The organism is Vibrio sp. SCSIO 43132, from assembly GCF_019904195.1.
Classification (GTDB): Bacteria; Pseudomonadota; Gammaproteobacteria; order Enterobacterales; family Vibrionaceae; genus Vibrio; species Vibrio nigripulchritudo.
In genome coordinates this window covers 58,529-84,856 of sequence record NZ_CP063199.1, presented here as the reverse complement: position 1 = coordinate 84,856, position 26,328 = coordinate 58,529, and the positions used below count along the sequence as shown (strand labels likewise).

Genomic DNA, 26,328 nt, shown 5'->3' with positions numbered 1-26,328 from the left:
GGTTTCCTCTTACTCACTTTCGAACGTGAGTAGTAAATCACTTTCGGCGTATGCCTGACATGGGAAGATCCAACCGTGAGCTATTTCTTTTTCCGTAAGCATAGGCTCAAGGTGATAGCTGACTTCCCCTTCTAATTTTCTGCACATACACATGGCACATGCGCCTACTGTACAACGATGCGGGAAGCGATAATTATTGTTGAGCGCTGCTTCCAGTATTGTTTGCCCAGTAGAAACTTCAAATACCCATTGCTGGGGCATTATTGTGACGGTTTGAGTCATTCTATTCCTAGTTGATCCCAAATCTCATCAATTTTTGCGACTACCGCAGGGTCTTTCTTAATGGGTCGACCCCATTCACGCTGGGTCTCTTCTCCTTCGACCTTATTGGTCGCATCCAGCCCCATTTGAGTTGTTGGGAGATTAGCTTCTTGCTTCATTAATGTATCGCGAGCAGGATCCATACGTGTGGTTATCGCCCAAATAACATCGTTCCAATCTCTTACATCTACGTCTTCATCGCAAATGATGATGTATTGAAGGTGGATATGCGCCTCAAACTCTTCCCAAAGCGCATTCATTAAGTTACGCCCCTGCCAGGCTTCACTTTTATTGATACTGATAATTGCCATGCTTCTGCCATTGGCAGTTTCAGGTAAATAGAGATCAATCTGCTCTGGGTGATTCTGTTTGAACTGAGCAACCAATCTATCTACGGTTTCCGCTTCAGGCATTGCTTCTTCAAGTTTTGCAGAAACGGACAGTTCTGCATCCCACTTTATCGTGGCATCCAGCCCCATCTTCGACCCGAGCCCTACTACTGGAGAAGCGAAGTCTAGAGAATCAATTGGCGTGTTTTCTATCATGACGGTATCGCGAACAGGATCCATCTGCGAAGTCATGGCATGAACCACTTCATTCCAGTCTCGAGTATTGACACTCTCATCGACCACGATAACGAACTTAGTGTACATGAACTGGCGAAGGAATGACCAAACTCCCATCATGACGCGTTTGGCATGTCCCGGATATTGCTTTTTCATCGACACAACGGCCATGCGATACGAGCAACCTTCGGGTGGAAGATAGAAGTCGATAATCTCTGGGAATTGCTTCTGCAAGATAGGCACAAACACTTCGTTCAGTGCAACACCCAGTACCGCTGGCTCATCCGGCGGACGACCCGTGTAGGTACTATGGTAGATTGGGTTTTCACGCATGGTTACGTGAGTGACGGTAAAGACGTGGTGTTTCTCTACCTCATTGTAGTAACCGGTATGATCGCCATAAGGACCTTCATCGGCATATTCGCTTGGGTCGATGTAGCCTTCCAGAACAATCTCTGCGCTGGCAGGTACTTCCAAATCGTTGCTGACCGATTTCACCACTTCGGTTTTACTACCCCGAAGCAAGCCTGCAAACGCGTATTCAGATAATGTATCTGGCACTGGAGTTACCGCACCAAGGATGGTAGCTGGATCCGCGCCAAACGCGACGGAAACTGGAAAAGGTTTACCTGGATTGGTTTCCATCCAATCTCTGAGATCGAGCGCGCCGCCACGGTGAGCAAGCCAGCGCATGATGACTTTGTTTTTACCAATCTTTTGCTGGCGATAAATCCCTAAGTTCTGGCGTTTCTTGCTCGGACCTTTAGTGACGGTTAACCCCCATGTTAAAAGAGGGGCTACGTCATCTGCCCAACAGCTCATCACTGGCATCTTATCCAGATCAACCTGATCGCCCTGCCACACCACTTGCTGACATGCTGCTTTTCGCAAGCGCTTCGCAGGCATATTCAAAACCTGACGAAAAACTGGGAGCTTATCTAAAGCGTCTTTAAACCCTTTCGGCGGCTCAGGCTCTTTTAAATAAGCCAGGAGCTTCCCAACTTCCCTCAGTTCGGAGACATCTTGCCTTCCCATACCTATGGCGACCCGCTCCGTGGTACCAAAGAGATTAGTTAACACAGGGAAGTCGTAACCAATTGGGTTTTCAAATAACAGAGCAGGACCACCAGCACGCAGCGTGCGATCGCTGATTTCTGTCATTTCATAGTGAGGGTCAACCGGGTGAGTGATGCGTTTTAGCCGACCGTCCTGTTCCAGACGATCTATAAAGTCGCGTAAATCCTTAAAACTCATAAGCCTTTCTTGTGGCAGGTTAAACTGCGCGCATTATAGCAAATATAACTTGGTAACCTAAAGATACGTACATTTTACAAGTTAGTAGCAATGCAATGGCTAGGGTCTGTTGACCTTTCGCGGTTAAATTTTGTTCGAGTTCTATGTGGTTTAATCGCGGCGCAAGGTCTTTAGCTTAGTCATTCTAAGCAAATACCTTGCAACAAAGAGTAAAGCACATAGAAACGAACCCTTTGGGCAGCATTTGTGGTTCCTTTCTACTGCGTTACCGCTTATTGATGTAGATCGACTACACCTAATAAACGCTGCCTTGTATAAAGAACCCACAAATCGCTGCAAAAATCAGCTCGAAAGGTCAAAAGACCCTACTTATCTTTTCCACCAGACAGAGCTTTAAGCAGTGACTTGGTGTTCAGACCACGATGGTTTTCTGCCAACTGTTCAACCCATCGGCGATGACCATGGCTAACAAGATTGCGGGCAATCACCGAAGCGCCATCCGATTGCTCCAGTTTCTTAATCAAAAAGGTTTTCACTTCAATGGGGAGTGGGTCGAGACGTGTCAGTTCGTTAAGGGCTTGATCATGCAGCGAGGGATTTTCGCTGGCGAGCATCACCTGTTGCAGGGAAAATTCGTCTTTGGTTTTGGCTAAGCGAACCATCTCGGCTCTGGTATGTTGATCGGCTTTCATTCGCCAGAGGATTTTGTACACCTCGGGATCTTCACTCACCTGCGCCATTCGAACGACAACTTTGGTGGATGGAAGCCAATTGGCAACTGGATTATGAGTAAGCTGCTGGGTGAGGTGATTCAGAGCTTTGGGAGATAGTCCATCAAGTTCGCGAATTAAAAGCGCTTCTCTTGCTTTGTTCTGCTTGTCTTTGCCTTCTGTCAGCCACTTGGACAATTTTAGTTTCTGCTGCTCTGCCTGAAGAATGAAGGTCAGTATCTGCTGATCGCCGTGCCAACGCTTTAATAAGCGACTGGCTACTGCACCGCTGTCGAAAGCTGGAATGGTAAATTCGTAACCGTCACCCTGCTTGCGAACTTTATATGGAGAAGGACGACCGATTTGCTTCTGAACAAACTTCGCCATTGACGTCGTCAGGATGATGTCTTTCTCTTCCATATGCTCGAGCAATAAAAAACGAACCACATCCTGTTGTGGCAAGTTGAGTCTTTGGAGAGCGAATTCCAATGAATCAACTTCATCAGTCAGAACTAACTGATAAAGCTCATCGGCTTTGGTGAGTATTTGCTGGTTCTCTATCCATTGCTGTGCTTCATCCTGTGAGAGCTCTTTTGCCATCACCGGAGAAAACACCAAAAGTAACGATATAAACCATGCTAACTTTCCCTGTCGCATATTCACATCCTGTTAACGATTTCGTTTATTCTGCAACCATTATGGAACAGACGCAAACAAAAACACCACCCTGAAAGGTGGTGTTTTGTTAAACAATATTACCGCTTTTTACTGACGACGCATGGCGTCAAAGAACTCATCATTGGTCTTTGTCATTGCCAGTTTGTCGATCAGGAATTCCATCGCATCGATTTCGCCCATTGGGTGAACGATTTTACGCAGAATCCACATTTTCTGTAGCTCGTCCGCTTTCGTAAGAAGCTCTTCACGACGAGTACCACTGCGGTTAAAGTCGATAGCTGGGAATACACGTTTCTCAGCAATCTTACGGTTCAGGTGCAATTCCATGTTACCTGTACCTTTAAATTCTTCGTAGATAACTTCATCCATCTTAGAACCAGTATCCACCAGCGCTGTTGCGATGATTGTCAGGCTTCCGCCTTCTTCTACGTTACGCGCCGCACCAAAGAAACGCTTTGGACGGTGAAGTGCGTTTGCGTCTACACCACCAGTCAGTACTTTACCTGAAGAAGGTACTACTGTGTTGTAAGCACGCGCCAGACGTGTGATGGAATCCAGAAGGATAACTACGTCTTTCTTGTGTTCAACCAAACGCTTCGCTTTCTCGATCACCATTTCGGCAACCTGTACGTGGCGAGATGCTGGCTCGTCAAACGTTGACGCAACAACTTCGCCTTTTACCAAACGTTGCATCTCGGTTACTTCTTCCGGACGCTCGTCGATAAGAAGTACCATCAATTCACATTCTGGGTGATTGTGAGCAATGCTCTGAGCAATGTTTTGCAGAAGCATGGTTTTACCCGCTTTTGGCGGAGCAACAATCAGACCACGCTGACCTTTACCAATCGGTGAAGCCAAATCCAGTACACGCGCCGTGATGTCTTCGGTAGAACCGTTACCACGCTCCATCACCATACGTTCGTTGGCGTGAAGTGGTGTTAAGTTTTCGAAAAGGATTTTGTTGCGGGCGTTGTCTGGTTTGTCGTGGTTGACGGTGTTGACTTTAAGAAGGGCAAAATAACGTTCACCGTCTTTTGGTGGTCGAATCTTTCCTGCTATCGAGTCACCTGTACGCAGGTTAAAACGACGAATCTGACTTGGTGAAACATAGATATCGTCAGGACCTGCTAAATAAGAACTGTCGGCACTACGTAAGAAACCAAATCCATCTTGAAGAATTTCCAGAACCCCATCGCCAAAGATGTCTTCACCACTTTTCGCGTGAGCTTTCAAAATAGCAAAGATAATGTCTTGTTTTCTTAGACGCGCTAGGTTTTCCAAACCCAGGCTTTCACCTAGTTTCACGAGCTCAGACACAGGTCTGTTCTTCAGTTCTGTCAGGTTCATAGTAGTGGATACTTGTTTAGTCAAAATAGGATCTGTTGTGTTAGTTAGAGAGATTTGGTCACAGGATCGACCAAGAAATGAACATTTGTTTAATTAACGTGCGATAAACTAGCACTAAAATCAAGCCTAGTCTAGCCATTAGAAAAAATCAAAACCGTGCATCTGGACATAGAGCACGGTTTTATGACCTCGTTTGCACTCGCTATCAGATGTTAGCGTCTAGGAACTCTTTAAGCTGAGTCTTAGACAGTGCACCAACTTTGGTCGCAGCAACGTTGCCGTCTTTAAATAGCAGCAATGTTGGGATACCACGGATACCAAACTTAGGTGGTGTGTCCGCGTTTTGATCGATGTTTAGCTTGCCGATAGTGAGCTTGCCTTCATATTCTTCTGCGATTTCGTCAAGAATCGGCGCAATCATTTTACAAGGACCACACCATTCTGCCCAGAAATCAACCAGAACTGGACCTGCAGCTTTGATTACGTCGTCTTCAAAACCGTCATCAGTTAGCTGCAAAATCTTGTCACTCATCTTCCACTCCGTTGTGTTTTTCAGGAACTGGTTGGATGATAACCAGTAAATAGATGCCCTATTGGAATGTATTTACTTTCGTAATGCAAGCTTAAGCTGATATTCTATAGCCATGAAAAAGACGCATATCACAGAGCAAAAGTTCGCCGATTTGGATTTACATCCCCAAATCATTGATGGGCTTGAAAAAAAAGGGTTCGAGTATTGTACCCCTATTCAAGCCTTGGCGTTGCCGGTACTGCTCACCGGCCAAGACATTGCAGGCCAGGCCCAAACGGGTACTGGTAAAACCCTAGCGTTTCTTACTGCTACTTTTAACCACCTGCTGAGCACACCAGAACACGAAGGACGTAAACCATCGCAGCCACGCGCGATTGTTATGGCACCAACACGTGAGCTGGCTATCCAGATTTTCAACGATGCCCAGCCTTTGATGGAATCGACAGGCATTAAAGCAGCATTGGCTTACGGCGGCGAAAGCTACGATAAGCAGCACGCTGTGATCGAGAAAGGCGTCGATATTCTGATCGGCACCACTGGACGCATCATCGACTTCTACAAGCAACGTGTCTTCAACCTGAACAACATTCAGGCGGTGGTATTGGATGAAGCCGACCGTATGTTCGACCTCGGCTTTATTAAAGACATCCGTTTCTTGTTCCGTCGTATGCCAGAGCCAAAAGATCGCCTGAACATGCTGTTCTCGGCTACTTTGTCTTATCGCGTTCAAGAGCTGGCGTTTGAGCACATGCATAACCCAGAGCATGTTGTTGTTGAACCAGAAAGAAAGACAGGTCACCGCATTCAGGAAGAGCTTTTCTACCCTTCTAATGAAGACAAGATGACGCTTCTGCAAACACTAATAGAAGAAGAATGGCCAGATCGCGCAATTGTATTTGCCAATACCAAATACAAATGTGAAAACATCTGGGGGCATCTGGCTGCAGATGGTCACCGTGTAGGTCTTCTTACTGGTGACGTACCGCAGAAGAAGCGTGAGCGCATTCTGGAACAATTCACTCAAGGTCATGTTGATCTGCTCGTTGCGACTGATGTCGCGGCACGTGGACTACACATTCCTCAAGTGACACATGTATTCAACTACGACTTACCAGACGATTGTGAAGACTACGTACACCGCATTGGTCGTACTGGTCGTGCTGGCGCAAGTGGTCACTCCATTAGCTTTGCGTGTGAAGAGTACGCGATCAACCTGACGGCGATCGAAGACTACATTGAGCACCCAATTCCGGTTTCCGATTACGATGCCAGTGCTTTGATCAGCGGCTTACCTGCGCCATTGCGTCTGCGTCACAAATCGCACCCACGTCGCACTAATACTGGTGGCAACAAGCCAGGCGGCAACCGCAAGCGTCACTCGCGCCCAAGAAACCAACGTCAGTCGTAAGGAACACTACAAATATTTATGAGTCAGTCAGCTACCTCGCCGCTCTACGCTGCTATCGACCTCGGGTCGAACAGTTTTCATATGCTCGTTGTGCGTCATATTGATGGCAGCGTTCAGACCATGGCCAAAATCAAACGCAAAGTACGTTTGGCCGCTGGGTTAAATAAGGAAAATGAACTTAGCGCTGAAGCTATGCAGCGAGGCTGGGACTGTCTCAGCTTATTTGCAGAAAGGCTGCAGGATATTCCGCCTGAAAACATCCGCATTGTCGGTACCGCGACGTTACGTACCGCCACAAACGTGGATGTGTTTCTGAAAAGAGCCAATGAAATACTCGGCTACGAAATTGACGTCATCTCGGGTGAAGAAGAAGCCGCTACCATCTATAAAGGCGTGGCACACACGTCGGGTGGTTTAGGTAAACGCCTGGTTGTGGATATCGGTGGTGCCAGTACTGAGCTCATCATCGGTGAAGGCTTCGATGCCAAAGCCCTGACCAGCTTGAAAATGGGCTGTGTCACCTGGCTGGAGCAGCACTTTAAAGATCGTCAGCTTACGGCAAGCAACTTCAGCACCGCAATTGAAGCAGCGAAGAATACACTCTCTCCAATTCTAGAGCAGTACAAAGACATTGGTTGGGATGTGTGTGTCGGTGCCAGTGGTACTGTACAGGCGTTGCAGGAAATCATGCTGGCGCAGGGTATGGATGAAGTGATCACCCATGCCAAGCTAAAGCGGCTTCAGAAGCAAGCCATGCTGGCGGACCATCTTGAAGAGCTGGATATTGATGGCTTAACGCTTGAGCGAGCTCTGGTCTTCCCTAGTGGTCTGTCTATCCTGATTGCCATTTTTGAGCTTCTGGAAATAGATTCCATGACTCTGGCAGGCGGCGCACTGCGTGAAGGTATGGTTTATGAAATGATGGCAGAAATGCGCCAGAATGATATTCGTGACCGTACCATTACATCGCTTCAATCTCGCTACCAGCTGGATTCGGAGTACAGCGAGCTGGTAGCCGAGTCCACCAGCCAGCTTCTTAGCCAGTGTGGTGGAGAAGCCTGGATTGCGGAGCCTCAGGCTCAATACCTGTTAACAACAGTGGCTAAGCTGCACGAAATCGGGTTAACTATTGATTACAAAACAGGCGGCGAGCATAGTGCGTACTTACTTCATAACCTTGATTTACCAGGTTATACACGCGCTCAAAAGCACCTGCTGGCAGAGCTTGCAAGGCGTTATCGTGAGCAATTGAGCTCCCTGCCAGAGCAGCACGCTCTGTCCGGTCAGAGTGCAAAACGCGTACTTCGTCTGCTGCGCTTGTCTGTACTGCTCACCCACCGTCGCTGTCGCAATCTTCAGCCACGCGTGACCCTCAATGCGGATGGTGACAGGCTGGAACTGTGCGTAGACAGCCAGTGGTTGGAAGCAAACCCGCTCACCAAAGCTGAGCTTGAAATTGAAGCCAACCGTCAGTCTGATATGGGCTGGCCATTGAGTCTGAAAGCCTGTTAGTCATACATTCTTAACGAATATCAAATACCAGAAGACCTCGCATTGCGAGGTCTTTTTTTTCATATCAAAGCCAGGTTACTTAATCGCTACTGACGCTAAGATGCGTCGCTTTCCGGTAAATGGCTGTCTGGCGTGCAAGACCGTGTAGTTATTTACGAGAAGCACATCTCCGGCTTCCCAGCGAAAATTCACACACAACTCGTCCATAGCGGCTTTGGTCTCTTCCATGACTTCGGCGTCCATAAACTCACCCGAACCGGTGGTCACGGCTTTGGTTGATACATTCCGGCTGTCGTTCCAGCCGTCGTATACCGCAATCATAGAGTTAAAGAAGGTTTTTTCCTGCGTCTCTTCATCTAGCCGAATGGCAGGTAACGTCGAAGTCTGAGTTTTCAGCACCCCACCGTCTTCCCACTGCCAAGTCATATTGTGTTCCCTAAGCTTAGCTTCACACTCTTCACGCGTCTGCACGTTGAAGGTCTCTTTCCAGGAACGACCTATGGGAGAAGAATTGTCGGTTTCTTCTGGCATGTAGCGTACGTAACGCACCCCCTCTTCTTCTATCTTTTGTGCAAACTCAGAATTTATCTCAAAGAATCTCTGACAGATTTCAGAAGAATGCAGAATCGAAGTTGCTCCGCCAGTTTCTGATGGGTAATCACAATAGAAGAAGATATAGCCCGGCGGGTTAGGCACTTGGGCCATCTCGTGGTGAAACGGGATCTTTTCCGTTGCTGGCGCTTCATTGGCAGTCACAATTCGAGATTGCGTAACCTGAACACGAGGAGCCGCTCCACCAATGTATGGCATGTTTTCGTAGTTGGACTGATTGAGCAGATCTTCAAATAAATCGGCATCTTTTACTGGGAAACCACGCAGCAAAACAGCGCCATGTTCAATCAGCTTTTCATGGACAGCGTCCTTCACCTCTGCAAACCAATGAAGCATTGCGCTAGGTTCGCTGGCCACCGTTGAGTCTGGCGGAGAGACAACCAAAGGAAATGCTCGTCCGTTCACCATTTTTTGTTCAGATATATTTCCGATATTTAGGGTCATCCCTTCCTCCAAACATGAATCAATAGTAAATGAATGTTAAATCAACTTAACAGCCATTAATTAAAATGTAAATCAATTGTGAATGAATTTGCATCTCGGTCACGAATTCCATGCGACTGAACCTAACCAATCACAGATTTGAATAGATGAAAGGGAACATAGAGCCCGGTGAGCAAGTCGCCCAGAGCATTCACAAATCACATCAACCCAAGTCACGTCTAGCAACTGGGCGAAGCCAGGAAAACCTCTCCAACTCAATGGAGAGGTTGAGACCAATTATTTCAATTCGCTTGCGTAGGTATCCGCGATACGCTGTTCAGCGTTACCTGCCTCTGATACCAGCAGATTGTAGTATTTCTCGCCTTGCTTCACGTTCTTAGTGAACCATTGATAAACGGGCTGAGCTTTGGCTTTGAATTGATCTTTTTCTGCCTGACTCGGTACGTACAACTTACCTCCAGCCTTAGCAAAGTCCTGATACGCTTTGATCGACTTACGCTTAGGTGAAGCGAAGGTGGCTTGTTGCAACGCATAGAACCCGTCAACAACGACTTTACGAAGGTCTTCTGGCATTTTGCTGAATTGCTGGTTGTTCATAAACCACAGGGCTGCCATGTAAGCATGGCCATCCAGCGTGACGTATTTCAGCCCCGCTTCTGGGAACTTCATCCCCATGATGTCGGTGATGCCGTTTTTTGATCCTTCCACCACACCAGTCTGGAATGAGGTGTAAAGCTCTGGCCACGGGATAGGAGTCGGGCTGGCACCCAATGATTTAACCAGTTCTTGTGGCAGATCCGCGACGATGGTACGAATCTTCAATCCTTTAATGTCATTCGGTGATTTCACTTCGCGCTTAGTGTTGGCAAAGTTACGCCAGCCGCCAGTATTACCAATGGTCATCAAGCGAACTTTGTTGCCTGAGTCTTTCAGTATGTCCTTTCTCATCTCTTGCACGAACGACCCACTGAGCACCTCTTCGGCAACACGGTCATCCGACAGAATGTAAGGCAGGTCGAGCACCTGAACGTAAGGGAACATATTAGCGGTACCACCGGATGTGGATACGTAGATATCGATCGAGCCATCTTCCAGCGCTTGGACACATTCCGTACCATTGCCGCATAGCTGGGTACCAATGAACAGATCGACCGAGATTTTTCCGTTAGAGCGGGACTCAACAAAGTCTTTAAATACGACCAGCCCATCATAGTCTTCGTCGTTTTCGTTCGAGTTTGCAACAGCCCTCAGACGAAAGTCCGCAGCCTGTACCGCCGAAATCGATGAAGCAAGAACCAGAGCAGCAAGACTGTTCACTATTGCTTTAGCAAATTTCATAATCTCTTATCCTTTTGACTTATTTCACTTTCCTGTTTTTGGTAAGCACTGAGTTTATTGTTATCCCCGTCCTCAATGACCTACCCTTTTGACCTTGCGGTCGGTTATCGCAGACACCCCAATCGGGCTGACTGCAAATCTAATGTACAAGCCCCAGCCACTTTGGAATCGTCATTGATACTGACGGGAAGAAAGTGATCAGGAAAATCACCAGAATCTCTACCGCCAGAAACGGAAGAATGCCTTTAGCGATGGATTCCACCCGCTCCCCTGACACGCTGGATGCCACGAATAGCACCAGCCCCATCGGCGGCGTCGCCAAGCCAACGGTCAGGTTGACACTCATGATGATGGCGAAATGCACTGGGTCGATACCAATAGAGATAAAGATAGGCGCCAATATGGGGCCTAAAATGATGATGGCAGGACCTGCGTCGAGGAACATCCCGACGATAAAAAGAAGAATATTGATGGCAAACAGCAGGATAAGTGGGTTCTCACTCACCCCCAACACCCAGCCTGCCAGGTCTTCTGCCGCATGCGATAAGCTCACAACCGTCTTAAACGCTAAGGCAGATCCAACCAGCAGTAATACCACGGCAGAAGACGACGCCGAACGGGCGAAGATTTCCGGCAACTCGCTGGTTTTGATGGTTTTCAGCATGAACAGGCTTAGGAAGAGTGCATACCCCACGGCAATGGCAGACGCTTCGGTGGGCGTGAAAATCCCCCCCACTATGCCACCCAGAATAATCACTGGCGTCAGCAGCGGAAGAATCGCCGCTCTGGTTGCCTGCCCACGTTCAGGCCAGGTGGCTTTCTGACTGGCGACGGGAAAGTCGTGCTTTTTCGCCATTAAGGAAGTCACCCCCATCAGTGCCAGCCCAATCAAAATCCCCGGAACAATGCCAGCGGCAAACAAGGCAGCAACCGATACCTCCATGGTATAGGCGTAGATGATCATGATGCCAGATGGCGGAATGATAGGACCAATAACAGAACTTGCAGCGGTAATTGCAGCGGCAAAACGCCGAGAGTAACCGTTCTTCTCCATGGCAGGGATCAGCATTGAACCCAGCGCTGATGTGTCGGCTACGGCCGAACCTGATAAACCAGCAAATAGCATGCTCGACATGATATTCACGTGCGCCAGACCACCACGTACATGCCCGATAAAGGCTTGCGAGAAGTTGACCAGCTGGAGGGTGATACCACCACGGTTCATCAGCTCACCTGCCAGCATAAAGAATGGGATGGCCATCAATGGGAAGGAATCGATCCCGTTATAGATGTTGCGAAACAGCAAGGGCAGGTCGCGATCCATATCCAAAGCCAGCATCATGGCTCCCGGCGCAAATAGCGTCGCAAAAAAGACAGGCAGCCCAACCAACAGGAGAATCAAGAATAAAGGTAAAAATAGAACGAGCATCGGTTACCCCCTTGCCGCTTCAGTTTCAGAACTTGCGACATTTGAACCAAGCAAGTTTTTCAGAATCAGTTCCACATTCACCATCAGCATGGTGATGAAACAAACGGGCATGGCGAGGTATATCCAGGCGCGGGAGAGTTGGAAAGACGCTGCGCGAGTGCGAAACCCACGGTCGAAGAATTCCAGCCCCAGAGTAGATAGCTTGAAGAGCACCAGAGCAGATATCACCAAAAGCGTAAGCTTGAGAAACTGCCCCAGACGCTGCGGGATAAAATCATGGAGCATTTCAATCGCAACAAACCCACCAGTACGGTAGGCACCTGCTGCAACCAGCGCCATCATCCAGATCATCAATGCTCTGGCTACCTCTTCCGGCCAGGGCAAAGCATTAGACAAAACGTATCGGCAAAAGACTTGCAGTAATATCGTCGCGACCATCGCGAATACTAAAACCCAGGCAATTTGCCGACCCACCCAGATCATACGGTTGTTGACAGCTTCCAGAAGTCGCAAGCTTCCATGCAACACCTTCATCATTGACTTTCTCCAGTGATAATCCGTTATCAGCAAGAAGCAATATCAGCGCTTACTGATACCGAGCGATTCCAAAGGGTCTGGAAAATGAAATTTCAGCAATGTTGAGCAGTGCTTTCCAAATACTTCACACCTTTAGTTAAAATTGCTTTTAACTGCTGGCATTTAGCTTTCCAGTCCGAATAAAATCACTTTCATTCACAATTCATTTATTTTTTTAGTTTGCAAGATTACCCTAGCAGTGTATTCTCTAGATGTAAATCAAATGTAAATGAATTGATGCAAAAATACGTATCTGTTTTAATTCAAACTAGTTACAAACTGCGGATAATTCGAGAAAAAAATGACCATTGATTTTCAATCCAAGAGCGGACAAGGCAAACAGAAGAAGCGACCTAAGTATGTGCAGGTCAGTGAACTGCTGATCCGCGAAATTAATGCGGGACACTGGCGCGCTGGTGAACGGCTGCCCGTAGAGGCGGAATTGGCCGTCGAGCTTAAAGTCGCAGTAGGCACTTTGCGAAAGGCTCTGGCTCTGCTGGAACAAGATGGACTGCTGGAACGCCGGCAAGGCAGCGGCACCTATGTGAAGAGCCCGCCTAAAGAAGCCGTGTATCAACTGTTCCGTCTAGAGTTACTGGAAGGAGGCGGCACTCCGCATGCCAATACACTGTCGGTACGTAAAGAACGCAACGAAGACGTGGCGCAGTACTTCAAAGCACCAGTAACCGCAGAATTCTGGCGAATTGAGCGCCAACGCTTTTTGAACAACACGGTGATCGCGGCTGAAGAGATGTGGATTCGTGCCGAGCATGCTGAATCACTAGGTGCTGATGAGCTGGACGAATCTTTGTATCGTCATTACCGGGAGCACTTTGGTTTTTGGATCAGCCGGGTAGAAGACAGAATCAATGTAAAAGTCGCAGACCACTGGGCAGCTCAGATTTTAGATGTTCCGGCTCAGACATCCGTAGGCTGGATAGAGAGAATCAGCTGGTCTGACGATGAAAAGGTCGAAGAGTACTCCAGAACCTGGTTTAACCCTGAGACCTGTCATTACGTATCACGAATGTCTTAGGATTCCTCCTGAGACATCTCCCTCAGGGGACAGATAATCATAAGGAGATGACATGGCAATTCGGTACGCCATCATAGGATGTGGCATGATGGGACAGGAGCACATCCGTAATATTCAGTTGCTGCCCGATGCATCGATAACCGCGGTATATGAACCCGACGGGGGTATGAGAGATAAGATTCATCAGCTCGACGCCAGCATTGAATTTGAATCCAGTATCGAAAACCTGCTGAATCGCAAAGACCTCGACGCGATACTTATTGCCAGCCCGAACCATTGTCATGCTGACCAACTGGTGCAAGTGATCAAAAGCACCGCCTTACCTATTCTGATCGAGAAACCGGTCATTACTTCTCTGGACGATGCCGATCGCATTCGAAAATCCGCTCAGCATCACCCGGCTCCCGTTTGGGTGGCGATGGAATATCGCTATATGCCACCTATCACCAAGCTGCTCGATCTGGTTAAAGAGAACAGTACGGGGAAAATTAGCCAGCTCAGCATTCGGGAACATCGTTTCCCATTTCTGGAAAAAGTCGGTGACTGGAACCGCTTCAATCGCAATACCGGCGGGACACTGGTTGAAAAGTGTTGTCACTTCTTCGATTTAATGCGACTGCAAACCCAAAGTGAAGCGGTACGTGTTTACGCCTCTGGCAGCCAGCACACCAATCATGTCGAGGAGCGCTACCAAGGTGAAGCCCCTGATATTCTTGATAATGCGTATGTAGTGGTCGACTTTGCTAATGGGCAACGCGCTATGCTGGAGCTGTGTATGTTTGCCGAAGGGTCACGGTATCAGGAAGAAATCTCTGTTGTTGGCAGTTCAGGTAAAGTCGAAGCATTTGTGCCCGGTCCTACCCGGTTCTGGAATACCGAATTGGGCGAGCCACCCACACCAAAGGTCGTCCTCTCACCCAGAAACCCGACCGGACCTGTTGAGATGGATATCCCCGTTGACCCAGAGCTTTTAGAAGCAGGCGATCACAATGGCTCGACCTTCTACCAGCATCAGAAATTTCATAAAGCCATCACTGAAGGCACAAAGGTTGAAGTCACTGTGGAAGACGGGCTGAAAGCCGTAGTGATTGGTTTAGCAGCACAAGCTTCTATTGAACAGGGACAAGTCATCCATATTCTGGATGATGGCTGGTCTTTTTAGGTTGGGTTAACTGCCAAACCACCACAAAACAGCGATCAGAAATAGCAGACAGCCCAATTCACGCCTTAGAAAGTGAATAGCAAGGAGAATAACTAGTAGCTCAATCATCGATATTCCTGCCTATTGAGTTCACATAAGAACAAAAGACAAAGGCTATCGGATATTGAGATTTGAAAATCCTAATTAGCTGAACATAAGTTGTTAGTCGTTCATCTCATCGATACAAAAAAGGAGCCTCTCGGCTCCTCTTCTATTTTGTTTACGCTTGCTGTGCTTTTAAATCCGGTTTTGCCAAAGTGAGCTTTTTCACCAGATAGTTAAGTAACACGCCGTACATAGGCACAAACAGACCCAAACTGATCACCAGTTTGAAGCCATAATCCACTAGCGCGATTTCCGTCCAGTGCTCTGCCATAAACGCATCTGTGCTTTGGTAAAAAGCAATGGAGAAAAACGCTAGCGTGTCGAGAGCATTACCGATCAAAGTGGAACATGTCGGTGCAACCCACCATGCTTTCAACTGGCGCAGACGGTTGAACACGTGCACATCCAAAATCTGACCCAGTAAGTACGCCATAAAGCTGGCAATCGCAATTCTCGCCACAAACAGGTTGAACTCTGAAAGCTGACCAAAGCCCTGGAATTGACCTTCAAAAAATAAAACCGACAACACGTAAGAGACCGCTAATGCAGGCAACATTACGTAGAAGATGATTTTACGTGCCATCGCCGCCCCAAAGATGCGAACAGTTAAATCAGTGGCAAGAAAGATGAACGGAAATGTGAATGCGCCCCAAGTGGTATGAAAACCAAAAATGGTGAACGGCAACTGAACCAAATAGTTGCTGGATGCAATGATAATTAGGTGGAACAGAACCAAAAAAGAAAGGGCGTTGCGCTGCTGCGCAGGAGTAAAGTGACTCATACTGTACCTTTTTCGTTTTATTTGGGGGCGAGGGAACCCAAATTGAAGCACTCGCTTCATAACCAATGTTATACCAATCGTAGTAAGTAATTGCTCATTCTAGCTTGTTAAAACACTCGATAACTACGTTAAAAAATTTGATTGTAGAATAGCTACTTATCGAAATTTTTTGCCTTGTTCTCAAGCGTTTTTCCTGCGCTATCTCTGAACACCTACTTACTGTGATTGGTATTAATCTGAATCTGCAAAATACCTTAAGGAAGGCAATGCCTCATCAGTGTTCAGGGTCGTGGATTATACGCCATTCTAATGATGGTGCAACAGGACGTTTTTTAGGCAATCGTTTAGCCTGATAGAAAATTGACAGAACCCACCTATATAGATGTTTCATGTGAAACAACAGGTTGGAAGGAAGAGAGTGAATGGGAGGTCAGATGGCGTCGAAGCCTGTTTCAAAAAGCCCGGCAAGGTAGTCCAGCTCTTCTCGGTTTTCATCTTTATTCAACACTTCTAACCAAACCGATTCGCTGTAATGCTCCGATTTCAGGAACAATTGGCAGCCTTCAAAGTCTATCAGCCATGAGTGAATGTCTGCGTCCCATTGCTTTTCAACCACGGAAGCAGATAAGGTTTTCACCAGCTTGTCACCCAGTTCTGGGAAGCTGTCATAATCAAACCGAGGCGTGGTCAGAATGATGCGCCCCTCTTCCCTTTGGTATTCCATCAGTCCGTAATCAGCCATTGTGGGTAATGTGCTCCTGAATTAAATCGAGAAATGGATCGGCGTATTTCTCCAGCTTGCGCTGTCCGACTCCATTCACCGCCAGCATCTCGCCATAAGACGTGGGTAAGATGTCCGCCATATCAATAAGTGTGGCATCACTGAACACCACGTAAGGAGGTAAGCCGTCTTCATCCGCAATGGATTTGCGAAGTTTACGTAACTTGGCAAACAGCTTTTTGTCGTAGTGTTTGTTGATAAGCTTGTCGGACTTGGCGCTTTTCGCCGCCGTATCTAACCTCGGAACCGCCAGTTCCAGCGGCTGTTCACTACGCAATACCGGACGCGCTTCCTCGGTGAGCTGCAAGGTTGAATTTCGCGTGATGTTTTGGGTTAGCAGCCCTTTATGAATAAGCTGACGAATGATGCTCACCCAGTAATCGTGGCTGTGTTCGCGCCCAATGCCATAGGTTGACAGCTTGTCGTGACCATTTTCTCGCACTCGGATGTTCTGCATTCCGCGAAGGACTTCCACCACGTAGCCCATGCCGAAGCTTTGATTGACTCGGTAGACGCAAGACAACGCTTTTTGCGCCGCTTCCATTCCATCAAAGTGTTTGGGGGGATCAAGGCAGATATCACAGTTACCGCAAGGCTTCTCGCTGTACTCACCGAAGTAGTTCAGCAATACCTGGCGACGACAGGTCTGCGCTTCAGCAAATGCACTCATGGCATTGAGTTTATGGGCTTCGACCTGCTTTTGCGGCCCGTCGTCTTTTTCATCCAACATTCGGCGCAGCCAGCTAATGTCAGCTGGGTCGTAAAGCATCATGGCTTCAGCAGGTAAACCATCGCGCCCTGCTCTGCCGGTTTCCTGATAATAGGATTCGATGTTTCGCGGAATATCGAAGTGCAGAACGAAGCGAACGTTGGGTTTATTGATACCCATTCCGAATGCCACGGTTGCCACCACGACCTGAATGTCGTCTTTTTGGAATGCATCTTGTACGTAGGCGCGCTCATCCGCATCCATACCTGCATGGTAACCTGCGGCACGAATGTGATTGTTGCACAACTTTTCCGTCAGCATTTCTACTTTCTTGCGGCTGCCGCAGTAGATAACGCCACACTGCCCTTGCTGAGTAGCAAGGAAGCGAATGACCTGAGAAACCGGTTTGTGTTTTTCCACCAGGTTATAGCGGATATTCGGGCGGTCAAAGCTGCCTAAGTATTCAAGAGGCTCTTCAAGGTGAAGACGGGAGATAATGTCTTTTCGCGTCGCTTCATCGGCAGTCGCCGTAAGTGCCATGATGGGCGCATAAGGAAAGCGCTGTTTCAGTTCACCTAGCGCGGCGTATTCACGACGAAAGTCATGACCCCACTGGGAGATACAATGCGCCTCATCCACTGCGATCATCGATAACCTGAGGTGTTCAAGCCTTTCCATGAAGTCACGGGTCAATACGCGCTCTGGCGAAACATAAACCAACTTCAACTGACCGGCATTCATGCGATTGTAGACTTTGATCAGTTCATCACGTTCCATGGTGGAATTGATGCACTCAGCGGCAACGCCATTGGCTTTTAGCTGGTCGACCTGATCTTTCATCAGAGAAATCAGAGGGGAAACCACAAGGGTCACGCCTTCTTTGACCAGAGCAGGAATCTGATAACAAAGCGACTTACCACCACCCGTAGGCATGATGACTAAGCTGTCTTTGCCTTCTAATGAAGACTGAATCACCTCTTCCTGACCGACTCGGAAAGACTGGTAGCCAAAGACCTCATTCAATACCTTGACGGCATCATCAATTTTGGGCTCGGCAGGCTGAACTGTAGCGGAGTCGGACATTCGATTCTCTGAAGGACAATATAGCAAGATGCAAAGCCGGATATTGTAGAGTGCTTTCCCTGTTAATTAAACTGCAAATTAACGGGCGAGAAGATATACTGGCGGCTCCTTCACAAATGTAACTTTCTGTTACCTCAAGCGATAAATAACAATGACAGACGAACAACAAAGATCGCGCCAAGGTGTAATTTTTGCGGTGTCCGCGTACACCATGTGGGGCATAGCACCCATCTACTTTAAAGCCTTAGAACAAGTCCCTGCATTAGAGATACTCAGCCACCGGGTAATATGGTCTTTTGTATTTCTGGCTATTCTCCTGCAAGCAGGCAGGCATTGGCACTCAGTAGTCTCTGTATTCAAGCGTCCTAAAACATTTGGGCTTCTGGCTGTCACCGGATTATTGGTGGGTATTAACTGGTTGATATTCATCTGGGCGGTCAATGCGGATCACATGCTGGATGCCAGTCTCGGGTATTACATCAATCCGTTACTCAACGTGTTATTGGGAATGATGTTCCTTGGAGAAAGGCTAAGAAAACTGCAATGGCTCGCTGTTTTTCTTGCCGCCATTGGTGTGCTGGTTCAGTTGGTGGTATTTGGCTCTGTTCCTATTGTCGCAATAGCCCTCGCTTTCAGCTTTGGGTTTTATGGGCTGCTGCGCAAGAAAATCAACATGGATGCGCAAACGGGGCTGTTTATCGAAACGCTCGTTATGCTGCCCGCTGCTGCAATCTACGTATTCTTTATAGCAAGCAGTGCGACTTCTGACATGAGCAACAACAGCCTGAGTCTTAACCTCCTGCTTTTTGCTGCCGGGATTGTAACCACGCTGCCTCTGCTTTGTTTTACAGGCGCAGCTACTCGCATCAAGCTTTCTACTCTGGGGTTCTTCCAGTACATCGGTCCTAGCCTGATGTTCTTACTGGCTGTTCTGGTGTACGGCGAAGCATTTACCCTCGATAAAGCGGTCACCTTTGGGTTTATCTGGGGAGCCTTGCTGGTGTTCAGTATCGACGGCATCAGAAACAGTAAGAAATCACGCTGATTGTCAATTTTTTACAAGACACAGAGAAGTTGGTTATGATTTAGTCGTCATAGCCAATTTTTTTTTGTATCTAACATAAGTAAGCATGGACAGCGTTAAGTACCACCTTTCAGAGCAATCTGGCATCCAGTTAATTGATGCCGACTACCAAAAGTTTGCGTTTTCACGCCACTATCACCTCGATTTTCATATCGGGCTGATTCAGCGCGGTGTGCAGAAATTCCATCATTCAGGAAGTAGTCATAAGGTCGGTCAGGGGCAAATCATAGTGATGCCGCCGGATGAGCTACATGACGGACACTCCGAACTGAAATCCGGCTATCAGGTAAAGGTATTCTCGATCAGACCTGAATGGTTTACTGATCAACTGGATCTGAGCAATAAACAGACAACTGCACACTTTACTCAGTTGATCATTGATGATCCGACACTTTTCCACCAGCTTTCCTATCTGCACTCACAGCTTATGCACACTCAGATCAGTCAGTTGGCTCAAGACTGCCTGCCTTTTGAGAGCTTCGAACAGATGCTTGATCAATATGGCACGATCAAACCGAACATCGCCCAGCCGCTTGGGAAAACCACCATACAGGTGTTAAGAGAATACCTGATGGAGAACCTTGATCAGCCCATACGCCTCAATGCATTGGCAGATATGTGCCAGTTAACACCCTCTCAGTTTCAACGCCATTTTAAAGCTCGAATGGGCATCACGCCTTATGCGTGGCTGACTCGTCTAAGAATGGAACATGCACTCAGCCTGCTCCTTCATGGCGTCAACAGCGTAAACGTCGCACTGCGGGTGGGGTTCTATGACCAAGCCCATTTCGTTAAAGCGTTTAAAACCACCTACGGGGCAACGCCCGGGCAAATCAACTGTCACTAATTTACAAGACGTACTCGTTGAGGTTCGACACAATGCCAGTATGTCTTCTTTAATCTCTCTAAGATCATGAACGAACTGACTCTATTACTGACACTTGCCACTGTTCATTTCATCGCACTGTTGAGCCCTGGCCCTGATTTTGCTCTGGTTGTCCAGAACGCCAGTCGCCACGGTCGCCAAACCGGTATCTACATCGCTTTGGGGCTATCGGTGGGTATACTTCTGCATTCTGTTTTCAGTTTAACTGGCGTAAGTTATCTGGTTCATCAGCACCCTAACGTTTTCCGGTTGTTGCAACTCGCTGGCGGGAGCTACCTGTTGTATCTGGGAATAGGCGCACTGCGGTATGTCATTTTCAGCTTCAAAAGCCATCAGCCTTCAGATGACACAGAAACCAGCCTGATTCTGGCTAACCGCAAGCAAGCTTTTGTCCGGGGTTTTATTACCAATATTCTCAACCCGAAAGCACTGGTGTTTTTTGTTAGCCTGATGTCTTCGCTAGTGCCCGCTTCCATGTCTCTCACGGGGAAAGGCTTCGCTTTACTGATCCTTTGGGGGCTCTCCTTCTTTTGGTTCTCCTTATTGGCTTGGGTGCTGTCGGCACAGCGCTTTCAGGCAAAATTGAAACAGGCGGCACTGTACATTGACGCTCTGTGTGGCTTGGTTTTTACTGGGATAGGTATCAGTATTTTGTATCAGGTTGCGTAAGGCTTTCTGACGTAACAAATCTGGTACATTGCTTACAAAACAACCGAAATAATGTAGACCGCGTTCCGTTGTCCTGACAGGCTGGAATCTCCACAAAAGGAGAAGCTTATGTCATGGAAAACAACACTCACACAAATGACCTCGTGCTCACTTCTGCTTGTCAGTTCATTTGGCTATGCAAATCAGGCTGCTGATGGGGTAGCACCAGAAGCAAGCACAGGAATAGAAACCAAAACACTCACCCATGCAAAAGACTGGATGGTAACGGCAGCGAACCCGCTGGCGACTCAAGCTGGGGCAGACATTCTCGCCGCTGGTGGGAATGCCATTGATGCCATGGTTACCGTTCAGCTCATGCTGGGTTTAGTCGAGCCGCAGTCCTCTGGTATTGGTGGTGGCGCATTTCTGGTGTACTGGGATGCCAAGAAAAACCGCCTAACCACGGTTGATGGTCGTGAAACGGCACCTTTGGCAGCCACACCTACCCTATTTCAGGATGCCGATGGCAAACCGATGAAATTTTATGACGCAGTCGTCGGTGGTCGATCCGTTGGAACACCGGGAACCGTTAAGCTACTTTGGGATACTCATCAGCAATACGGTAAGTTGCCATGGAAACAAGTCGTACAACCTGCGATAGACCTTGCCAACAAAGGCTTTGTTATCAGCCCTCGATTGGCGGGGTTAATCGAAAAAGACAAGGAACGTTTAAGCCGTTTCGCCACAACCAAGTCGTATTTTTTCAATGCTGATGGTTCACCGAAAGCAGAAGGCACCCTTCTGAAAAACCCCGAATATGCCAATACGCTCACCCAAGTGGCGGAAAAAGGGGCTAATGCCTTTTATTCAGGTGACATAGCAAAAGACATTGTCGAAACCGTTCAAAATGCTCCGAGCAATCCAGGAGTACTGGACCTGCAGGACTTCTCAAACTATCGCACCAAAGAGCGCGCCCCTGTATGTACCGCCTACCAGTCTTATGACGTTTGCGGAATGGGTCCTCCCAGCTCTGGCGCTTTAACCGTTGGGCAGATCCTATCGCTCACCGAGAAATTCGATCTGAAAAAGCTTGGGGCAGACAACCCAACCAGCTGGCAAATCATTTCCGAAGCGTCCAGACTGGCTTTTGCGGATCGCGGGCGATACATGGCAGACAGCGACTACGTACCTATGCCAACTCAAGGCTTACTGGATTCTGGTTATCTTGCTGAACGTGCAAAACTCATTACGCCAGATAAAGTGTTGGAAAACGTCAGTGCAGGTTCGCCACCCTGGAACCATGCAATGCGTCTGGCAAACGATGAGTCGATTGAGCTTCCATCCACCAGCCATTTCAACGTCGTCGATAAAGAAGGCAACGTCGTTTCTATCACAACCACTATTGAGAATGCCTTTGGCTCTCGCTTAATGGTTAGAGGCTTCCTGCTGAACAATGAGCTGACAGACTTCTCTTTCCGAACTCACAAGGACGGATTTCCGATTGCCAACCGTCTGGAGCCGGGTAAACGTCCTCGTTCTTCGATGTCGCCAACCATTGTTATGGAAAACGGCAAACCTTACATGGCAATAGGCTCGCCAGGTGGCAGCCGCATCATTGGTTATGTCGCGCAATCCATCATCGCTCATACTCAGTGGGGTATGGATATTCAGCAGGCGATAAACCAACCTCATTTGGTTAACCGCTTCGGAACGTTGGATGTAGAGAAAGGCACCAGCGCGGAGTCATTCAAACCTGCTCTTGAGAGCATGGGCTACAAAGTCAATGTCCGGGATTTGAACTCGGGCTTGCACGCAATTCGCATTACCAAAGACGGATTGGAAGGCGCAGCTGACCCTCGTCGTGAAGGTGCTGCAATCGGCAAGTAGCACATTTCAGACGTTGTACCTATGCCCTTGTAAGAGATCTCTCACAAGGGCGTAAGTTAACGCGGTTTCCTTTCTATCAATAAAGCACACCATAAATACTAACCAATTGAAAAATATAAACTTAAATACAATTGCTCATCATTTAAACAAAGAAATATTTGCTCGGTCTATTGAGTAAAATCCGCATTCTCTTAATATGAACCCTGTCGGAAGGATGCTGACACGGAACAGGAAACAGCCAAGGATTTGGTTATCTTCAGGATGAAGATTCGGTTATTCAGGACGAGTGACCAGCACGGAGCAAAAAAGGACATTGAACAGACTCAATCGTTATTAGGATGATAACGGCAAGGAAGGCAATGGACACCTCTAGGATGAGGAATGGAACTGGCATCAGGACGATGAAAGGGACACCGCTCAAGGAACAAGTGAGTGCGCTAACGAGGATTGTTAGCAGATCAGGATAAGATCATTGGACACCGCTAGGATGGCGATGAAAAGGATTGTGCTGAAGGACACAGCGCTGCTATCAAGGATTTGATGCATGGAGCAACATTAGTAGCCGGATTGCTGCGAGTAAGATTATAACCCCGACGGGCTTTGCCCTCGGGGTTTTTCTTTATCTATTCAAACCGTTCTGTAGATACTAAAAAGCCCGCTTTTGCGGGCTTAAGAAACTAACTGATGTCGGTTAGAGCTTTTCTAACTTGGCAAATGACGTTACCAGCCATTTGATCCCTTCGCCATTGAATGCAACCTGAACCCGACTTTGTGGACCGCTGCCCTCAAAATTGATGATGGTGCCTTCTCCGAATTTAGGATGCATTACTCGTGCTCCCAAAGAAAAGCCTGTTTCGTTAAAGTTTTCTTTCACCACTTGCTGGCTAAAACGTCCCGAACTTGCTGGGCGACTGACCTGAGCTTTCATCCGCACTTCATCCAGACATCCTTCTGGCAACTCGCGGATAAAACGAGATGGCTTATGGTATTTGTCCTGACCGTAGAGGCGGCGCATCTCTGCATAAGTGATGTAGAGTTTCTCCATGGCACGCGTCATGCCTACGTAGCAAAGACGCCGCTCTTCTTCGAGCCTGCCCGCTTCTTCCGCCGACATCATGCTTGGGAACATTCCTTCTTCAACCCCCACCATAAAGACCAGTGGAAACTCGAGGCCTTTCGCGCTGTGCAGCGTCATCAGCTGAACGGCATCGTCGAATTCGTCTGCCTGCCCTTCCCCTGCTTCTAAGGCTGCATGAGTCAGAAATGCCGTCAGTTCGGAAAGTTCTTCCGCTTCTTCTGGTTTTTCAAATTGTCGGGTCGCGGTAACCAGCTCTTCCAGGTTTTCAATTCGCGCCTTGGACTTTTCGCCTTTCTCCTGTTCGTACATCGCAAACAGACCAGAGTGTTTAATCACATGGTCGGTTTGGTGGTGTAGTGGCATTTCAAAGGTGTCGTCTTCCAACGCATTGATGAGTTCAATAAACCGACTCAGCGCACCAGCGGCACGACCCGCCAGAACTTTCTCTTCTAACAGAGCTTGCGATGCTTGCCATAAAGTGGCGCCGCGATCACGCGCCGCAAAGCGAATGGTTTCTAACGTTTTGTCGCCCATTCCACGGGTTGGCGTATTCACGATTCGTTCAAATGCCGCGTCATCATTGCGATTGGACATTAACCTTAGGTAACAGAGCGCATCTTTGATTTCCTGACGCTCGAAGAATCGCATGCCGCCGTAGATTCGATATGGCAGCCCCGCCTGAATCAATGCTTCTTCAAGCACACGAGACTGGGCGTTGTTTCGGTACAGCATGGCAGAGTCATTCAGTGCTCCGCCTTTCTCATGCCACTCTTTGATCTTACTGACGGTAAAACGGGCTTCGTCCAGCTCGTTGTAAGCCGAATAAACCGAGATGGGTTCACCTTCGTTCCCTTCGGTCCACAGCTCTTTACCCATACGCTCGGTATTATTGGCGATCAGTTCGTTTGCGGCCGATAGGATGGTTTTGGTCGAACGGTAGTTTTGCTCAAGGCGGATGGTTTTGGCTTCAAGAAACTCATTCAAAAAGCGTTGAATGTTCTCAACTTTTGCTCCGCGCCAGCCGTAGATCGACTGATCGTCGTCGCCGACTATCATTACTCGCGCATCGGGACCCGCCATCATTCTCAGCCATGCATACTGAATGTTGTTGGTGTCCTGAAACTCATCAACCAGAATGTGTTTGAAGCGTGCCTGATAGTGTTCACGGATATGCTGTTTTTCACGTAGCAGCTCGTGTGCTCGCAGAAGAATTTCAGCAAAGTCCACCAACCCGGCACGATCACAGGCTTCTTGATAAGCGGTATAAATTTGCAGATAGGTCTTGGTTACCGGATCCTGATAGCAGTCGATGTGGCTCGGACGCAAGCCTTCATCTTTCTTTCCATTAATCCACCAAGCCGCTTGCCTTGCAGGCCATTGCTTTTCGTCCAGATTGAGCGCTTTGATCAGACGACGCAACAAACGCTGCTGGTCTTCAGAATCAAGGATCTGAAAGTCTTCCGGCAATCTGGCGTCCAGATAATGTGCTCGAAGAATGCGGTGGCAGATACCATGGAAAGTACCGTTCCACATCCCTGATGCACTGCCCATCATCAGCTCTTCGATACGACCGCGCATTTCCGCCGCGGCTTTATTGGTAAAGGTAACCGACATAATAGAAAACGGCGATGCTTGCTCGACAGCCATAAGCCACGCGATGCGGTGTACCAGTACCCGGGTTTTACCACTGCCCGCTCCAGCCAGCACCAACATATTCTCAAGCGGCGCCGCTACGGCTTCACGCTGTTTGTCATTCAAGCCATCAAGTAATAAGGAAGCGTCCATCGTTTTCTACTGTGTATTTATACATAACTGGACATTATAACCGAATTCCTCGCAAGAATAAGGGCGATTTAACAATTTAAAGCCACTTTTTAACCAGCTATAAATCAACCAGTTACAGACGTTAAGAAAAAAATGTGAAAAAAAATCGGCTTTTTTGTGAAAGATTTGGCGTTCATTTCTAATCTTATTCAATAAGCAACCTGATAAACGCTTGTCCATCGCGAAACGGGTTGTCTTTATTAAAGAAACTAAGGATCAAGTTCGAGGATTTAAATATGAAAAAGTCTAATCTTGCTGTTACTGCTGCGGTTACGGGTCTTCTTGCAATTGCTGGTACTACGCTAACTGCTACTTCTGCGGTCGCAGCAGAAAAAGAGAAATGCTATGGCGTGGCGAAAGCAGGGAAAAACGACTGTGCAACTAAGACAAGTTCTTGTGCAGGCACGTCTAAAGAAGATTTCCAGAAAGACGCATTCATCGTAGTACCAAAAGGTTTGTGTGACCGTCTGGCGGGCGGAAGCAACACTTCTTCTTAAG

The 26,328-nt window shown here is 47.9% G+C and carries 22 protein-coding genes; 9 read left to right on the top strand and 13 right to left on the bottom strand.

Translation table 11 applies throughout. The annotated features are described in order from the left end of the window. Positions 1-9: 9 nt before the first annotated feature. From INR79_RS00400 to trxA, 5 genes are all read right to left on the bottom strand, one after another. Complete coding sequence (locus tag INR79_RS00400) at positions 10-282, bottom strand: 2Fe-2S iron-sulfur cluster-binding protein (RefSeq protein ID WP_004399134.1); 273 nt, start codon at positions 280-282, stop codon at positions 10-12. Continuing rightward, positions 279-2,141, bottom strand: coding sequence for a 4-hydroxy-3-polyprenylbenzoate decarboxylase (ubiD, locus tag INR79_RS00395; protein WP_223095507.1), 1,863 nt, complete (start codon positions 2,139-2,141; stop codon positions 279-281). The genes INR79_RS00400 and ubiD overlap by 4 nt, the downstream gene beginning before the upstream one ends. Before the next feature lie 365 nt (positions 2,142-2,506). Then, positions 2,507-3,508: a hypothetical protein gene (locus tag INR79_RS00390; RefSeq protein ID WP_223095506.1), complete on the bottom strand. Its 1,002-nt coding sequence runs from the start codon at positions 3,506-3,508 to the stop codon at positions 2,507-2,509. Positions 3,509-3,616: 108 nt separating this feature from the next. After that, complete coding sequence (gene rho / locus INR79_RS00385) at positions 3,617-4,876, bottom strand: transcription termination factor Rho (protein WP_004399140.1); 1,260 nt, start codon at positions 4,874-4,876, stop codon at positions 3,617-3,619. Positions 4,877-5,081: 205 nt separating this feature from the next. Further along, entirely contained in the window at positions 5,082-5,408 is a 327-nt protein-coding gene (gene trxA, locus INR79_RS00380) for a thioredoxin TrxA (RefSeq protein ID WP_004399141.1), read from the bottom strand. Between the two features lie 112 nt (positions 5,409-5,520). Here trxA and rhlB point away from each other — a divergent pair, with 112 nt between their 5' ends. Beyond that, positions 5,521-6,816 (top strand): ATP-dependent RNA helicase RhlB, encoded by a 1,296-nt coding sequence (gene rhlB / locus INR79_RS00375; protein ID WP_022552114.1) that lies wholly within the window; start codon positions 5,521-5,523, stop codon positions 6,814-6,816. An 18-nt stretch (positions 6,817-6,834) separates the two neighbouring features. Next, complete coding sequence (gene gppA, locus INR79_RS00370) at positions 6,835-8,328, top strand: guanosine-5'-triphosphate,3'-diphosphate diphosphatase (protein WP_223095505.1); 1,494 nt, start codon at positions 6,835-6,837, stop codon at positions 8,326-8,328. 75 nt (positions 8,329-8,403) lie between these two features. Here gppA and INR79_RS00365 read toward each other — a convergent pair whose 3' ends face one another. From INR79_RS00365 to INR79_RS00350, 4 genes are all read right to left on the bottom strand, one after another. Further along, positions 8,404-9,384 carry a TauD/TfdA family dioxygenase gene (locus INR79_RS00365; protein ID WP_022552116.1) on the bottom strand — a complete coding sequence of 327 codons (981 nt, stop codon included), beginning with the start codon at positions 9,382-9,384 and terminating at the stop codon, positions 8,404-8,406. 276 nt (positions 9,385-9,660) lie between these two features. Further along, positions 9,661-10,722, bottom strand: a complete 1,062-nt coding sequence (gene dctP / locus INR79_RS00360; RefSeq protein WP_022599043.1) for a TRAP transporter substrate-binding protein DctP — start codon at positions 10,720-10,722, stop codon at positions 9,661-9,663. A gap of 139 nt (positions 10,723-10,861) precedes the next feature. Further along, positions 10,862-12,151 carry a TRAP transporter large permease gene (locus INR79_RS00355; protein WP_223095504.1) on the bottom strand — a complete coding sequence of 430 codons (1,290 nt, stop codon included), beginning with the start codon at positions 12,149-12,151 and terminating at the stop codon, positions 10,862-10,864. Positions 12,152-12,154: 3 nt separating this feature from the next. Beyond that, the gene (locus INR79_RS00350; RefSeq protein WP_223095503.1) at positions 12,155-12,688 is read right to left on the bottom strand and encodes a TRAP transporter small permease; all 534 of its coding nucleotides are present in this window, start codon (positions 12,686-12,688) and stop codon (positions 12,155-12,157) included. 340 nt (positions 12,689-13,028) lie between these two features. Here INR79_RS00350 and INR79_RS00345 point away from each other — a divergent pair, with 340 nt between their 5' ends. Then, positions 13,029-13,763 (top strand): GntR family transcriptional regulator, encoded by a 735-nt coding sequence (locus tag INR79_RS00345; protein WP_022552120.1) that lies wholly within the window; start codon positions 13,029-13,031, stop codon positions 13,761-13,763. Positions 13,764-13,815: 52 nt separating this feature from the next. Next, positions 13,816-14,925, top strand: a complete 1,110-nt coding sequence (locus INR79_RS00340; RefSeq protein WP_223095502.1) for a Gfo/Idh/MocA family protein — start codon at positions 13,816-13,818, stop codon at positions 14,923-14,925. A gap of 259 nt (positions 14,926-15,184) precedes the next feature. On the opposite strand, the gene INR79_RS00335 is transcribed toward INR79_RS00340, so the two are convergent. The 3 genes from INR79_RS00335 to recQ form a co-directional block, all read right to left on the bottom strand. Beyond that, on the bottom strand, positions 15,185-15,850 hold the full coding sequence (locus INR79_RS00335) for a 7-cyano-7-deazaguanine/7-aminomethyl-7-deazaguanine transporter (RefSeq protein ID WP_022552122.1): 666 nt from the start codon (positions 15,848-15,850) through the stop codon (positions 15,185-15,187). Positions 15,851-16,280: 430 nt separating this feature from the next. After that, on the bottom strand, positions 16,281-16,592 hold the full coding sequence (locus INR79_RS00330; protein WP_022590259.1) for a DUF3630 family protein: 312 nt from the start codon (positions 16,590-16,592) through the stop codon (positions 16,281-16,283). Then, complete coding sequence (recQ, locus tag INR79_RS00325; RefSeq protein WP_223095501.1) at positions 16,585-18,423, bottom strand: ATP-dependent DNA helicase RecQ; 1,839 nt, start codon at positions 18,421-18,423, stop codon at positions 16,585-16,587. Before recQ ends, INR79_RS00330 begins: the two co-directional genes overlap by 8 nt. A gap of 151 nt (positions 18,424-18,574) precedes the next feature. Between recQ and rarD the strand changes: the two genes are divergently transcribed. From rarD to ggt, 4 genes are all read left to right on the top strand, one after another. Further along, the gene (gene rarD / locus INR79_RS00320; RefSeq protein ID WP_223095500.1) at positions 18,575-19,468 is read left to right on the top strand and encodes an EamA family transporter RarD; all 894 of its coding nucleotides are present in this window, start codon (positions 18,575-18,577) and stop codon (positions 19,466-19,468) included. 85 nt (positions 19,469-19,553) lie between these two features. Further along, positions 19,554-20,354 carry a helix-turn-helix transcriptional regulator gene (locus INR79_RS00315; RefSeq protein ID WP_045966329.1) on the top strand — a complete coding sequence of 267 codons (801 nt, stop codon included), beginning with the start codon at positions 19,554-19,556 and terminating at the stop codon, positions 20,352-20,354. A gap of 66 nt (positions 20,355-20,420) precedes the next feature. Continuing rightward, positions 20,421-21,062 carry a LysE family translocator gene (locus INR79_RS00310; protein WP_004407725.1) on the top strand — a complete coding sequence of 214 codons (642 nt, stop codon included), beginning with the start codon at positions 20,421-20,423 and terminating at the stop codon, positions 21,060-21,062. 108 nt (positions 21,063-21,170) lie between these two features. After that, positions 21,171-22,928 carry a gamma-glutamyltransferase gene (ggt, locus tag INR79_RS00305; RefSeq protein WP_223095499.1) on the top strand — a complete coding sequence of 586 codons (1,758 nt, stop codon included), beginning with the start codon at positions 21,171-21,173 and terminating at the stop codon, positions 22,926-22,928. Between the two features lie 691 nt (positions 22,929-23,619). On the opposite strand, the gene uvrD is transcribed toward ggt, so the two are convergent. Beyond that, positions 23,620-25,791, bottom strand: a complete 2,172-nt coding sequence (uvrD, locus tag INR79_RS00300) for a DNA helicase II (RefSeq protein WP_223095498.1) — start codon at positions 25,789-25,791, stop codon at positions 23,620-23,622. Positions 25,792-26,066: 275 nt separating this feature from the next. Here uvrD and INR79_RS00295 point away from each other — a divergent pair, with 275 nt between their 5' ends. Next, positions 26,067-26,327: a DUF2282 domain-containing protein gene (locus tag INR79_RS00295; RefSeq protein ID WP_004407718.1), complete on the top strand. Its 261-nt coding sequence runs from the start codon at positions 26,067-26,069 to the stop codon at positions 26,325-26,327. Position 26,328: the final 1 nt, after the last annotated feature.